General features: G+C 70.5%; 11 protein-coding genes and 1 pseudogene. 8 read left to right on the top strand and 4 right to left on the bottom strand.

The features are described from left to right. Window positions 1-1,071: pseudogene (locus DI269_RS17470) on the top strand (carbohydrate-binding domain-containing protein); the annotation flags it as partial. A 60-nt stretch (window positions 1,072-1,131) separates the two neighbouring features. Here DI269_RS17470 and DI269_RS17465 read toward each other — a convergent pair. Then, the gene (locus DI269_RS17465) at window positions 1,132-2,091 is read right to left on the bottom strand and encodes an ROK family glucokinase (RefSeq protein WP_112138162.1); all 960 of its coding nucleotides are present in this window, start codon (window positions 2,089-2,091) and stop codon (window positions 1,132-1,134) included. Window positions 2,092-2,375: 284 nt separating this feature from the next. On the opposite strand from DI269_RS17465, the gene DI269_RS17460 reads away from it, so the two are divergent. Genes DI269_RS17460 through DI269_RS17450 form a run of 3 tightly spaced genes read left to right on the top strand, consistent with a single transcriptional unit; the run spans window position 2,376 to window position 6,641 of the window. After that, window positions 2,376-4,187: an AMP-dependent synthetase/ligase gene (locus DI269_RS17460; RefSeq protein WP_112138160.1), complete on the top strand. Its 1,812-nt coding sequence runs from the start codon at window positions 2,376-2,378 to the stop codon at window positions 4,185-4,187. Window positions 4,188-4,196: 9 nt separating this feature from the next. Beyond that, complete coding sequence (locus DI269_RS17455) at window positions 4,197-5,957, top strand: ATP-binding protein (RefSeq protein WP_112138157.1); 1,761 nt, start codon at window positions 4,197-4,199, stop codon at window positions 5,955-5,957. A 12-nt stretch (window positions 5,958-5,969) separates the two neighbouring features. Next, window positions 5,970-6,641: a response regulator transcription factor gene (locus DI269_RS17450; RefSeq protein WP_091043822.1), complete on the top strand. Its 672-nt coding sequence runs from the start codon at window positions 5,970-5,972 to the stop codon at window positions 6,639-6,641. Here DI269_RS17450 and DI269_RS17445 read toward each other — a convergent pair. Next, the gene (locus tag DI269_RS17445; RefSeq protein ID WP_112138154.1) at window positions 6,638-7,774 is read right to left on the bottom strand and encodes a glycosyltransferase family 4 protein; all 1,137 of its coding nucleotides are present in this window, start codon (window positions 7,772-7,774) and stop codon (window positions 6,638-6,640) included. The genes DI269_RS17450 and DI269_RS17445 overlap by 4 nt on opposite strands. A gap of 129 nt (window positions 7,775-7,903) precedes the next feature. On the opposite strand from DI269_RS17445, the gene DI269_RS17440 reads away from it, so the two are divergent. Beyond that, entirely contained in the window at window positions 7,904-9,316 is a 1,413-nt protein-coding gene (locus tag DI269_RS17440; RefSeq protein ID WP_112138152.1) for an NYN domain-containing protein, read from the top strand. A gap of 5 nt (window positions 9,317-9,321) precedes the next feature. Here the strand turns inward: DI269_RS17440 and DI269_RS17435 are convergent, their stop codons facing one another. Further along, entirely contained in the window at window positions 9,322-9,756 is a 435-nt protein-coding gene (locus DI269_RS17435; RefSeq protein WP_112138149.1) for an RDD family protein, read from the bottom strand. Between the two features lie 274 nt (window positions 9,757-10,030). Between DI269_RS17435 and glnA the strand changes: the two genes are divergently transcribed. From glnA to DI269_RS17420, 3 genes are all read left to right on the top strand, one after another. Further along, complete coding sequence (gene glnA / locus DI269_RS17430) at window positions 10,031-11,455, top strand: type I glutamate--ammonia ligase (RefSeq protein WP_112138147.1); 1,425 nt, start codon at window positions 10,031-10,033, stop codon at window positions 11,453-11,455. Between the two features lie 98 nt (window positions 11,456-11,553). Continuing rightward, window positions 11,554-12,264, top strand: a complete 711-nt coding sequence (locus DI269_RS17425) for an AzlC family ABC transporter permease (protein WP_112138144.1) — start codon at window positions 11,554-11,556, stop codon at window positions 12,262-12,264. A 2-nt stretch (window positions 12,265-12,266) separates the two neighbouring features. Then, window positions 12,267-12,572 (top strand): AzlD domain-containing protein, encoded by a 306-nt coding sequence (locus DI269_RS17420; RefSeq protein ID WP_112138165.1) that lies wholly within the window; start codon window positions 12,267-12,269, stop codon window positions 12,570-12,572. A gap of 90 nt (window positions 12,573-12,662) precedes the next feature. Here the strand turns inward: DI269_RS17420 and DI269_RS17415 are convergent, their stop codons facing one another. Then, window positions 12,663-13,748 (bottom strand): LPXTG cell wall anchor domain-containing protein, encoded by a 1,086-nt coding sequence (locus tag DI269_RS17415; RefSeq protein WP_112138141.1) that lies wholly within the window; start codon window positions 13,746-13,748, stop codon window positions 12,663-12,665. Window positions 13,749-13,984 lie beyond the last annotated feature (236 nt).

The following is a 13,984-nucleotide window of genomic DNA, read 5'->3' as shown; positions in this document are numbered from 1 at the left end:
GCCGCGGTCGCGCTCGCCGGCGCGCTCGGGGCCGTGGCCGTGCCCGAGGCCGCGCTCGCGCAGGGGTGCGGCGCGGGCACGCCGCACGCCACCGTCACCGGGTCCTCCGGCGCCTACGTCGCCCGCGAGGGCAGCACCACCGTCTACTCCGGATCCGACTACCGCGCGGCGGTCCAGGCCGGGGTCGACACCATCTCCAGCGGCCAGCGCGTCGCGGTCATGGCCTCGGGCAACATCGGCGCCAGCACCATCACGATCCAGAGCGGCAAGACCTTCGAGGGCTGCGGCATGATCACCGTCGGCAACCGCTCCGGGCGCGGCGCGATCGAGGCGATCAACACCACGAACGTCAACATCGCGTACCTGAAGATGAGCGGCAACCCGTACTTCGGGCTGCGGTTCTCCGGGACCAACGGCCTCAAGCTCGGCGACATCGACCTCACCCTCAGCGGCGGCCTGGGCATCCGCTTCGACCGCGACGCGGCCTGGAACTACAACGTCACGATGAACGACATCTACGTGTCGGGCGCCGGCTCGCACGCGGTCGAGACGTGGAACATCGACGGCCTCAACATCACGAAGGTGACCGCGCGGAACGTGGGCGAGTCGGGGCTGCTGCTCCAGGCGACCCGCAACGCGTGGGTGGGCACCGTCGACGGGAACAACGTCGCCACCGGGACCGGGTACGCGACGCTGCGCTTCGCGAACAACAACGGCCAGAACGCGAACGGGAACTACAACACCAACGTGTACGTCGACAACGTCATCTCGCGCGGCGGCGGCCGCGGGATCTTCTGCGTCTCGCAGTCGGGCGGCACGGTCATCCGCAACGTCGACCTGGCGAGCAACGGGAACAACGCGGTGCTCATCGAGAACTGCTACAACTTCTCGATCCGCGCCGGCACCGTGAACGGCGGCGGCGAGGTCCGCGTCGCGGCCCGCTCGGAGTTCCCGAACACGCGCGACGTGTGGATCACGATGACCGTCAACAACACCTCGGTGCGCGAGTCGCCGTGCGGGGACAACGTCAACTGGACGATCAGCGGCAACGCCTCGCTGAACGTGTGCTGACGCCCTATATATAAGGAAAGGGCCGGAGCTTCCGCTCCGGCCCTTTCGCACATGTTCGTTCTAGGGGACGATGTCGCGGTGGCGGGCGAGGTCGGCCGCGCCGATCACGCCGGCCTTCGAGCCGAGTTCGGCCGCGCGGACCTCGGCGAACGGCACCTGGTTCCGGTTCGCGAGCGCCTCCTTGTAGTGCTTGCGGATGGGGTCCAGGAGCAGGTCCCCCGCGTCGACGACGCCGCCGGCGATGAGGATGACGCCGGGGTCGATGAGGTTGACCATGTCGGCGGCGGAGTTGCCGAGGTAGTAGCCGACCGAGTCGAACGCGGCCAGGGCGACCTCGTCGCCCGCGCGGGCCGCCTCGGTGACCTGGCGGCCGGTGATCGCGTCGGGGTCGCCGCCGGCGAGCTTGAGGAGGACCGCGGCCTTGGCGGGGGACTCGGCGGCGCCCTCGCGGGCGGCGCGGGTCAGGGCCCGGCCGGAGGCGTACTGCTCCAGGCAGCCGTTGCGCCCGCAGCCGCAGTCGCGGCCGCCGGGCATGACCGAGCGGATGTGGCCGATCTCGGCGGCGACGCCGTGGGTGCCGCGCAGCAGGTTGTCCTTGACGACGATGCCGCCGCCGACGCCGGTGCCGATCGTGTAGAGCACGGAGGAGCGGTGGGCCTTGGCGGCGCCGAAGCGGTGCTCGCCCCAGATGGCGACGTTCGCGTCGTTCTCGACCACCACGGGGAGGTCGATGACGGCGGTGACCTTGTCGCGGAGGGGCTCGTTCTTCCAGGAGACGTTGGGGGCCAGCATGACCGTGGACCGGTCCGAGGAGATCCAGCCGGCCGCGCCGATGCCGACCGCTTCGATCTCGTGGCCCGCGCGCAGCTCGTCCACGACTTCCTTGACCGCCTGGATGACGCCGGCCTGGTCGTCCGCGGGGGTGGGCCGCCGGGCCGTGGCGAGGACGTCGCCGTTCTCGTCGACGAGTCCGCCGCCGACTTTCGTGCCCCCGATGTCGACTCCGATAGTCAGACTCACAGCTGTCCCTCCAGCGGTTCCCGGAATTGAGGCGATGGCTGCCACGCGACGCTGCGGGCCACCGACAGACTTTACGGCACGATTAATTCCCGAGGAAATCGGCTGTTCCATCCCCCTTGGCGAAGGTATCACCGCGGTGACTTTCGGTCTCGTCCTCGGTGCTCTAGCATCGGAATTCAACCTGACTTGCCAAGTGAGTTAACTCACCGGTAAGTTGTGCCCAATACGTGTCGACCGCCTTCTTTACAACGCCGTAACCACGGCGCGTTGAACGGAGCCATTTAATGCGCGAGTTCGCCGTCCCCCCAGTGGTGACAGTGCCCGACGAAGACAACACCCTCACCGCGCTGTGGGACGCGGCCGAGAACCACCCCGCCTCCATCCTGTACATGCGCTCGTACGACGACGGCGTCACCTGGCACGACGTCACCGCGGTGCAGTTCCGGGACCAGGTGGTGGCCGCGGCGAAGGGCCTGGCGGCGGCGGGCGTGCAGCCCGGCGACCGGGTGGCCCTGATGTCCGCCACCCGCTACGAGTGGACCCTGCTGGACTACGCCATCTGGGCCGCCGGGGCGGTGACCGTGACGATCTACGAGACGTCCTCGGCCGACCAGGCGAAGTGGATCCTGGAGGACTCGGGCGCGACCGCCGTGCTGGCCGAGACCACCGAGATGGCCGCGATGATCCAGGGCCTGGGCACCGAGGTCAAGGACGTCTGGACCATCGAGGCCGGCGCCCTGGAGACCCTGAACGCGCTCGGCGCGGACGCCGATGTGGACATCGAGGAGCGCCGCGCCTCCCGCGGGACCGGCGACCTGGCCACGATCGTCTACACCTCGGGCACCACCGGGCGCCCCAAGGGCTGCATGCTCACCCACGGGAACCTGCTCAACGACATCCGCAACATCGTCCCCGAGGTCCCCGGCGTCCTCTACGACGGCGCCCGGATGCTGCTGTTCCTGTCCCTCGCGCACGTCCTGGCCCGCATCCTCCAGATCGCCGGCATGGAGTCGCGCACGACCATCGCGCACGCCGACCGCACCAGGCTCACCGCCGTCATGCCCGTCGTCAAGCCGACGACGCTGCTGGCGATCCCCCGCGTGTTCGAGAAGGTGTACGCCGGCGCGTACCAGAAGGCCGTCGACGGCGGCAAGGGCAACCTGTTCGAGAAGGCCGCGGCCTGCGCCAAGGAGTACAGCCGCGCCCTGGACAAGCCCGGCGGGCCCGGCCTGGGCCTGAAGCTCCGCCACAAGGTGTGGGACCTCCTGGTCTACAAGAAGATCCGCGCGGCCGTGGGCGGCGAGTGCACCTCGGCCGTCTCCGGCGGCGCCGCGCTCGGCCCTGAGCTCGGGCACTTCTTCCGCGGCGTCGGCATCGTCATCTTCGAGGGCTACGGCCTCACCGAGACCTCGCCGGTGCTGTCGCTGAACATGGAGAAGGCGATCAAGGTCGGCTCGATCGGCCGGCCCATCCCCGGCACCGCGCTGCGCGTCGCCGACGACGGCGAGCTGGAGGCCAAGGGCCCGCAGGTGTTCCCCGGCTACTGGAACAACGACGCCGCCACCGCCGAGGTCCTCGACGCCGACGGCTGGTTCAAGACCGGCGACATCGCCGAGATCGACGACGACGGGTACGTGACGATCACCGGCCGCAAGAAGGACATCATCGTCACCGCCGGCGGCAAGAACGTCGCCCCCGGCCCGCTGGAGAAGATCCTCGACTCCCACCCGCTCATCGCGTACGCGCTGGTCGTGGGCGAGGGCCGCCCCTACATCGGGTGCCTGATCTCCATCGACGGCGACATCCTGCCCGACTGGCTCTCGCGCCGCGACAAGGACCCGGCCACCCCGATCGCCGACCTCGTCGCCGACCCCGAGCTCCTCGCCGAGCTCCAGGAGAAGGTCGACGAGGCGAACGCGACGGTGTCCAAGGCGGAGCAGATCAAGCGATTCCGGGTCATTCCGGTCGAGTTGAGCGAAGACGCCGGAGAAATCACTCCGTCAGTCAAGGTCAAACGTCACGTCGTCATGGAAAAATACTCAAGTGAGGTAAACGCGCTGTACGACGCGGCGCGCACGGGCGACACCAAGAGTTAGCGAGGCCCCATGGGCGAGGAGGCGGTGCTGGAGCGCCAATGGCGACTGCCGGCCGTCGCACTGCGGGGCGCCCTGTTCGCACTCGTCGCGGTCTCCGGCTGGGCCTCCTCGGTCGGCCTCGCCGAGACCGCGACCTGGTGCGGCATCCTCGCCCTGGCCGCCCTCCCCGGCGTGGTCCTCCCCCGGCACCGGCTCCTCGCACCCGCCGGGCGGCTCGCCGAAGTCGCCGTCGTCGTCCTCGGGACCCTCGCCACCGGCGGGCTCCCCGCCTGGATGCTCCCCTACCTGATCGCCCCGTTCGCGACCTCCGCGTTCGACGCCGCCGCGCCCGCCGAGGACGGCGACCGCTGGTCGCACCTGCGCACCTGGGGGCCGCCCGCGCTGGTCGCCCTCGCCGCGGTCGGCCTCATCGCGCAGGCGCCGCGCGTCGCCGACTTCAACCGCGGCACCTACCTCTCCACCGCGGCCGTCGCCCTCGCCTTCGGCCTGGCCTCCGCGGTCGGCGCCTGGTGGCTGCGCCGGTCCCGCTCCTCCGACATGCACCACTCGCAGCTGCCGTACGCCGAGGCCGCGGCCCTGCTCACGCAGCTGCGCGTCGTCGCCAGGCAGCTGCCCGGGTCCACCCTGGACCCCGGCGGCATCGCCACCGAGATCGTCGACACCGCCGCGCGCATCCCCGGCGTGGAGCGCGCCGCCGTCCTGTCGGCCGCTTCGGGCCGCAGGCTCGTCGTCCTCGCCGAGCACGCCGAGGAGCGCGTCGACTGGGAGACCTCGCCGCAGCTCAACTCGCTCCTGGCCGACGCCTGGGCCGGGCAGAAGCCGCAGGCCGGGCAGGTCCCGCTCTCGCGGTCCACGCAGGGGCCCGTCGCGTCCCTGGTGATCCCGCTGGTCGCCGAGGGCCGCACGGTCGGGCTCGTCGCGATCGAGTCGGACGACCCCGCCGCGTTCGGCCCCGAGGCCATCACCGCCGCCGAGGACCGCACCAAGGGCGCGGCCCTGCGCCTGGAGACCGCGCTGCTGTTCGAGGACGTCAGGTCCATGGCCACCACCGAGGAGCGCCAGCGCCTCGCCCGCGAGATCCACGACGGCATCGCCCAGGAGCTGGCGATGCTCGGCTACGGGATCGACAACGCGATGGCGATCCTGCCGCCGGAGGCCGGGGAGGCCAAGGGCGAGCTGGAGGACCTGCGCTCGGAGGTGACGCGGCTGGTGACCGAGCTGCGGTTCTCGCTGTTCGAGCTCCGGTCGAACGTCGACCGTCAGGGGGGCCTCGCCTCGGCGATCGCGGACTATGCTCGTACTGTGGGCGCCTCCGCCGGACTGCGGGTTCACCTGTCCCTGGACGAGGGCGGAGCGCGGCTGCCCGCGAGCACCGAGGCCGAGCTGCTGCGGATCGCCCAGGAGGCGATCACGAACGCGCGCAAGCACGCGAGGGCCGAGAACCTGTGGGTGACGTGTGAGGTGGACCCGCCTTACACCCGCATCGAGGTGACCGACGACGGACAGGGGCTCTCCGGTGAGGCCTCCGAGGGGCGCTACGGCCTGGCGATCATGAGCGAGCGGGCCGAGCGCATCCGCGGCTCGCTGGAGATCCGACCGCACCAGCCGCACGGGACGACCGTCGCGGTGGTGCTCAACGCGGGGGCGAGGCCCACCCCGAGGGCCGAGACGCCCCGCCCCGGGTCCGCGGCCTGGGCGGCCGCCGACCGAGCGAGAACTGAACAGCCGGCCCGACGGCCTGACCACGGTGGTGGCCGTGGCAGCCAATGAGGAGAGACACGCATGAACGCTGACGCGCTGGAGACGACCGGTCAGACGACGGTGCTGATCGTCGACGACCACGATCTGATCCGCAAGGGCCTCCGGCATGCCTTCGACCGCGACCCCGAGTTCGAGGTGGTCGGCGAGGCCGACACGGCCGCCGACGCGCTGCGCCAGGCGGCTTCGCTCATGCCGTCCGTGGTGATCATGGACCTGCGCCTGCCCGACGGGTCGGGCCTGGACGCGACGCGCAAGCTCCGCAAGGCCCACCCGAACATGGGGATCGTGGTGCTGACGATGTACGCCGGGGACGACCAGCTGTTCGGGGCCCTGGACGCGGGCGCTTCGGCGTTCGTGCCGAAGTCGGCGCCCGCGAACGACGTGGTGTCGGCCGCGCGCCACGCCGCGGCGAACCCGACCGCGTTCAGCGCCGCCGACCTGGCGGAGGCGATGCAGCGCCGCCTGACCCCGACCGGCCCCCAGCTGTCCCCCCGCGAGTCGCAGGTGCTGAAGCTCCTCGCCGACGGCCTCTCGGTCGCCGGGATCGCCAAGCAGCTGTACGTCTCCGAGTCCACCGCGAAGACCCACATCTCGAAGCTCTACGAGAAGCTCGGCGCCGGCAACCGCGCCCAGGCCCTCATGACGGCCCTGAAGCTCGGCCTCCTGGAAGCCCCCGACCAGCCGAAGTTCTAGACGGTCTCGCCGTAGAGCATGCCTTCCAGGCGCTCTGCCTGGCGTTCCCAGGTCCATTCGCCGACGGCCCATTCTCGGCTGGCCGCGCCGAGTTCGCGGGCCAGTTGCGGGTCGGTGAGTACCTGGACGAGGCGTGCGGTGATGTCGCCGAGGTCGCGGCCGTCCACGACATAACCCGACTGCTCGTGCAGGACGGTGTCGGGGGCGCCGCCGGAGTTCCCGGCGATGACCGGGAGCCCGCACGCGGCGGCCTCCAGGAAGACCGCGCCGAGTCCTTCGACGTCGAGGCCGCGGCGGCGGGTGCGGCACGGCATCGCGAACACGTTCCCCGCGGCGAAGTGCGCGGCGAGTTCGTGTTCTGAGACGCCGCCGGTGAAGACGACCTGGTCCCTGACGCCGTGGCGCCGCGCGGCGGCGCGCAGACGCGACTCGTAGGGGCCTTCGCCGACGATGAGGAGCCGCACGTCCTGCCCGGTCCTGGCGCGCACCTGCGGGAGTGCGGCGATGAGCATGTCCTGGCCCTTGCGGGGCACCAGGCGCGAGACGCAGACGATGACAGGGAGGTCGCCGAGGCCGTGGCGGTCGCGCACCTGGGTGCCGTCGACGCCGGGGTGGAAGGTGTCGGCGTCGATCCCGAAGGTGAGCTTCTCCAGGCGGGTGTGGGGGGCGGCGACGGGGGCGAGGCGCCGGTACGTGTAGTCGCCGAGGTAGGTCATGACGTCGTGGGAGGCGGCGATGCGGCGCAGGAGGCCGCGGGTGCCGGGCATCGCGGCCCAGCCGACCTCGTGCCCGTGGGTGAGGGCGATGGCGCGTTCGATCCCGGTGTCGCGCTTGAGGACCGACGCGAGGAGCCCGAGGGGGGCGGCGGCGCCGAACCAGACGCGGTCGCAGTCGTGCTCGTTGGCGAGGGCGGTGACGGCGCGGGCGACGCGGGGCGTCGGCAGGAGCATCGCGGTGCGGTCACGCACGACCTGGAACGGCTGGGCGGCGTCGAACTCGCGCCAGCCCGGCGAGGTCGAGGTGTACACGACCAGGTCGTCGGAGGGCAGCCGCAGCGCCATGCCGTGCACAAAGGTCTGGATTCCGCCACGCCTGGGCGGGAAGTCGTTGGTCACCAGCAGGGTGCGGCTCATACTGACCCCCTTCGCAATCGCCCCAGTCTGCCATGGCGGGGCGACCGGCGCGGTGATCCGCGATGACGTCGGGGTAAAGAAGCGCAGGCGTCGGAGCCGCGCTGTGACGGCGATGGCACACTGGTGCACATGAGCAGCGGCGACGAGACCAGCGGCGCGAGGCCCGAGGCCGGGCCCGCGGAGGCCGTGCCCTCCGCGGCCGGCGACGAGGGCGCCGCCGAGGGGGACCCCTCCGAACAGGTCGAGCCGGGCCCGATGGTGTTCCTCACCGAACCGGTGCGGCGCAGGGCCGTCGAGATCGCGGCGGTCGCCATGCCGGGGCTCGCGCCGGGGAAGGTCCCGGCCCGGCTGCGCCGCTTCCTCAAGTTCAGTCCGGCCAAGCGCGCCAAGCTCGCCAAGGGCGACCTCGCGGCGGCCCTGGACCGGGACGACGGGTTCCGCGCCGGGCTCGCCGAGGTGCTCGCCTCGACCGACTCGCCGCTGATCAAGGCGATCGGCGCGAACGAGGCGGTGTCGCCGATGGCCGACCCGGTCGAGGTCGCCGCCCTCACGTACCTGCTGCGGCCCGACGGCTGGCGGGACCTCATCGCCTCCGCGGTCGACGCGATCCCCGAGGCGCCCGAGGCGCCGCCGGTCCCGGCCGGTCCGGACGAGGCGAGCCAGAAGCGGCTCGCGTCCCTGGAGAAGGAGAACGGGAAGCTCCGCGGGGCCCTGGCCGACCAGCGCGCGGCGGCCGCGGTCCTCCAGGAGGAGCTGCGGCGGGCCCGCCGCGACCTCAAGGACGCCGAGGAGAAGGCGGCCAAGGCCGCCGGGGACCTCGCGGCGGAGAAGGGCCGGCTCAAGCAGGCCGACGCGGAGCGCCGTTCGGAGCGGCGCCGCCTCGAATCCGAAGTGGAGTCGCTGCGGGGGCAGCTGGACCGGGTGCGCAAGTCCGACCGGGAGCAGGAGCGGCTCGCGTCGGCGCGGCTGTGGCTGCTCATGGAGACGCTCTCGGGCGCGGCCACGGGGCTGCGCCGGGAACTCGGGCTCGAACCGGTCGACGACCGGCCCGCTGACTACATCGCCGAGGAGTACTGCGACGACCCCGAGGAGCGGCCGTTCGAGGGCTCGCGGGGCCTGGAGCAGACCGACCCGCAGCGCCTGGACCACCTGCTGTCGCTGCCGAACCCGCACCTGATCGTCGACGGGTACAACGTGACGATCTCGGCGTGGGGCGAGACGCTGACGCTGGAGCAGCAGCGCAACCGGCTCGTGCACGGTCTGGGCGCGATGGCGGCGCAGACGAACGCGGAGATCACGGTGGTCTTCGACGGCGCGGACGCGATCTTCGGCGCGAAGCCGTCGGCGCGGGGCGTGCGGGTCCTGTTCAGCGCCAAGGGGCAGATCGCCGACGACGTCGTGGTCGAGCTGGCGCGGGTCGAGCCCGAGGGCCGGCCGGTGATCGTGGTGTCCTCCGACCAGGAGGTCGCCGACCGGGTGCGCCGCGAGGGCGCCTACCCGGTGCCGTCGCCGATCCTCGTCAGGTGGATGCAGCGCAGCTGAGGCCGCTACTTCGCGGCGGCGGGGGCCTTGAGGACGACCGAGCCGGCGGCGAGGTCGTGGAGGCCGCGGCTGTACGGGTGGAAGAACACGGTCAGGGCGGGGACCAGGAGCGAGAGCAGGACCGCGCGGACGAGGGCGCGGAGGAATCCGAGGCGGCCGCCGTCGCGGGCCGAGACGCAGGCGATCTTCATGGCCAGCATGCCGAGGCTCTGGGCCCCGACCGTGAAGGCGACGGTGTAGTAGAGCGCGAACAGCAGCGCGATCTCCAGGTTGAAGGTGAACGGGTCGGCGCTGAACACGTTCGCCCACGCGAGGAGGTACGCGGCGAGGACGGTCGCGGACCAGTCGATGACCAGCGCGACGAACCGCGCGCTGACGGTGGCCAGGTCCTGGCCGGAGCCGGTGGTTTCAGGGGTCTTCGCACCGCGTTCGCTCGTCATGGCGCGAGTCTACGACTCGCCCCGAAACGCGGAGAGTGCACCGTCCTGAGCTGTGGTTTCGGGGGGTTGTGAACAGGCCCGCATTTTGCAAGTAACACGCGCGAAACAATTGATTTACGGTGAGGCAATTGATCGCGGTTAGCGTTTCGGCTATTAAGCTTAGGCGTCGACAGCGAGGTCGGCCCGCCGGTTCGGGCGTTCGACGATCCGGGACCCGCTGGGCGGGGCCGCGCCATGGTCCTCCCGGCACTCACCTACCGAGAGGAATACCTTCGTGTTCTCCAGCCCTGAAGAGCTCCTCGGCTACGTCCGCGACAACGACGTGAAGTTCATCGACGTCCGCTTCTGCGACCTGCCCGGCGTCATGCAGCACTTCAACATCCCGGCCGAGTCCTTCGACGACGACCTCCTGGAAGAGGGCCTCGCCTTCGACGGCTCCTCGATCCGCGGGTTCCAAGAGATCCACGAGTCGGACATGCTGCTGCTGCCCGACGTGGCGACCGCGTTCATCGACCCCTTCCGCGAGCAGAAGACGCTCGCCCTGAACTTCTTCGTGCACGACCCCTTCACCCGCGAGGCCTACAGCCGCGACCCGCGCAACGTCGCGAAGAAGGCCGAGCAGTACCTGGCCGGCTCCGGCATCGCCGACACCGCGTACTTCGGTGCCGAGGCCGAGTTCTACATCTTCGACTCGATCCGCTTCGACCAGACCGCGAACCAGGCGTTCTACGAGATCGACTCGATCGAGGGCGCGTGGAACACCGGCGCCGACGAGCCCGGCGGGAACCTCGGCTACAAGCCGCGCCACAAGGGCGGGTACTTCCCGGTCGGCCCGGTCGACCACTTCGCGGACCTGCGCGACCGCATGGTCACCAACCTCATCGAGGGCGGCCTCACCATCGAGCGCGCCCACCACGAGGTCGGCACCGCGGGCCAGTCCGAGATCAACTACCGCTTCGACACGCTGCTGCACTCCGGCGACGACGTCCAGAAGTTCAAGTACATCATCAAGAACACCGCCACCCAGGCCGGCAAGACGGTGACGTTCATGCCGAAGCCCCTGTTCGGCGACAACGGCTCGGGCATGCACACCCACCAGTCGCTGTGGGCGAACGGCGAGCCGCTGTTCTACGACGAGACCGGCTACGCGGGCCTCTCGGACACCGCCCGCCACTACATCGGCGGCCTGCTCAAGCACGCCCCGAGCCTGCTCGCCTTCACCAACCCGTCGGTGAACTCCTACCGCCGCCTGGTGCCGGGCTTCGAGGCGCCGGTCAACCTGGTCTACTCGCAGCGCAACCGCTCGGCGTGCACCCGCATCCCGGTCACCGGTTCCAACGCGAAGGCCAAGCGCGTCGAGTTCCGCGTGCCGGACCCGTCGAGCAACCCGTACCTGGCGTTCTCGGCCATGCTCATGGCCGGCCTCGACGGCATCAAGAACAAGATCGAACCGCCGGCGCCGGTCGACAAGGACCTGTACGAGCTCGGCCCGGACGAGTACGGCGACATCGAGCAGGTCCCCGGCTCGCTGGACAAGGTGCTCGACAACCTGGAGGCCGACCACGACTTCCTCACCGAGGGCGGCGTGTTCACCCCCGACCTGATCGAGACGTGGATCAGCTACAAGCGCGAGAACGAGATCGACCCGATCCGCCTCCGCCCGACTCCCCACGAGTTCGACCTGTACTACGAGGTCTAAGTCGTTGTAGAACAACGTATTTGAAGGGCGCGGCCGGGACTCCCGGCCGCGCCCTTGAACGTTTGTTCACCGGGCTCCGGGCGGGGCATACTTCGGCGATGCCCATCGCATTCTTTGAAAGGCACGGCTTCCGAGGACTCGACCGGAAGCTGCTGCGCGACATCGCCGCGCTCGCCGCCGGGATCCTCATCGTCGGGATCTCCTTCGGCGCCATCGCCACGTCCCAGGGCGTGCCGTGGTGGCAGTCGTCGGCCATGTCCCTGTTCGTCTACGCCGGGGCCGCCCAGTTCGCGACCATGGGGATCATGACGGCCGGAGGCGGCCTCGTGGCGGGCGTCGCCGCCGGGCTGATCCTGAACCTGCGGCACATCCCCTACGGCATGGCCGTGGGCGGCATCTACTGGACCGGCCTGCGGTCCAAGCTGATCGGCACCCACCTGCTCATCGACCAGTCCACCGCGTTCGCCCTCGCCGCGGGCGACGACCCCCGCCGCGCCCGGCAGGCGTTCTGGACCGTCGGCGTCTCGCTGTTCCTGGTCTGGAACGTCGGCACCGTCATCGGCGCGTTCGCGGGCCAGCTCGTGGCCGACCCGAAGGTCCTCGGACTCGATGCCGCGCTCCCGGCGATCCTGCTCGCGCTGGTCATGCCGAGCCTGAAGGACCGGCGGACCCTCCTGGCTGGCGTCCTCGGCACCGCCGTCGCCCTCGCGACCAGCTTCTTCCTCCCCGCCGGGATCCCGGTCCTGCTCGCGGTCATCGGCGTGGTCGTCATGGGCAAGGGCACCGGCAAGAAGGAGGAGACGGCGTGAACATGCTCATCGCGATCGCCGCCCTGGCGGCCGGCACGTACCTGATCCGGCTCTCCGGCGCCCTGCTGCGCAAGCGGATCACCCTCTCCACGCACGCCGAGAAGGTCATCAAGGCCGGGGCCATGGTGGTGCTGCTGGCGCTCACGGTGACCTCGTCGCTGCTCGTCGACGGCGGCTTCGCGGGCTGGGCGCTCCCGGCCGGGGTCCTCATCGGCGGCGTCCTCGCCTGGCGCCGGGCGCCCCTGGCGGTCGTCGTGGTCGCCGCGGCCGCGACCACCGCGCTGCTGCGCCTCGCCGGAGTCGCCTGAGGATACGGCCGAAGGGCCCCGCAGCTTGCGCTGCGGGGCCCCTGACCTGTTCAGCTACTACCGGAGTCCGTACCCCTTAACAGGGTTCGACTACCAGTCCTGAGCGGCGCGGCGGCGACGCATCAGGAAGAAGATCACGCCGGCGGCCGCGATGAGGGCGGCGGCCGAGGAGATCATGATGGTCAGCGAGCTACCGGTCTTGGGGAGCTCGGGCTTGGGCGAAGGCGAGGGGCTGGGGGTCTCGACATCGCAGGGGTACCACGGGGTCTCACCGGAGATGTAGTCCTTGTCGGTGTAGATCTCGTAGTAGACCCAGAACTCCTCGGCCGCGGCCGGGAAGTTCACGGTGTCGGTCTCGCCCGGGCCGAGCACGATCTCGAACTCTTCCTCGGTCGTGTAGTTGTAGAAGTAGAACGTCGTCTCTTCACCCTCGGCCGGGACGGTCAAGGTGAAGGTCAGGCCGTCCTCGCAGGTCGACTCGACGGTCGCGTAGTGGCACAGCGGGTTGTCGATCCACTCGAAGGTGTCGTACAGCTCGCCGTCGACCAGGATGGTGACCGAGAGGCCGGCCTCCGGGTCCTCGACCGTGAAGTAGTTGTAGTAGTCCTCTTCGACCGCGGGGGTCACGGTCTCGGAGAAGCCGTCGCTGGTCTCGATCGTGAACTCGGCCAGGGCCTCTTCACTCTCGTTCCAGGCGTAGACGTTGATGCCGAAGCAGTCGGTCCAGACGTCGACGTAGGCCTCGGGGCGGGGCTCCTCGGCCTCGCAGCCGCCCTCGGGGGCGGAGACGAGCGCGGAGCCGGTGCCGGTGTTGCCGTTGGGCCAGGAGGCGTCGATCGTGATCGAGGCGGTGGCCACGTCGGCGCCGAAGTTCTGGCTGCCTTCGAGGTAGTTGCCGGAGTCGGGGTGCGGGAGTTCCGCGCCCGCGACGATCTCGGTGCCCTCGTTGAACTCGCCGTCGACGGTGACCGTGTCGATCACGCCGGCGCCGATGCCCTGCGAGGCCCAGTCGGTGACCTGCCAGACGACGGTCCAGCCGCCGTCCTGGGTGCACTCGGTGATGCCCTCGATCTCGACGTGGTGGGCTTGGGCTGCGGAGGCGAAGGTGACCGCTCCGGCGAGGCCCAGGACGGCGCTGCCGGCCAGTCCGAGCACCCGCTTGAGGGTACGGTTCATGTCTCTCCTAAGTAGATGACTGTTGGGTTTGGGGGATCAGGGGGGCGCCGGCGGCCAGGGGGTTAGTTCCGGCCGGTCCGGGCACCGTACCAAATGAGACACGCCGCAAGGCGAAGAAGGGTCGCATAACAATCGCATAACGGATCGGCCGTCACCTGCTGCGACGCAAGGAATCCGGAACGTCGTAGCGGTTTCCGGCGGATCGGGCATAACGGCGGCGGCCGGGCCCTTTCCGG

This window comes from Glycomyces dulcitolivorans, from assembly GCF_003265355.1.
Taxonomy (GTDB): Bacteria; Actinomycetota; Actinomycetes; order Mycobacteriales; family Micromonosporaceae; genus Glycomyces; species Glycomyces dulcitolivorans.
This window is presented reverse-complemented; position numbering and strand designations above follow the sequence as displayed.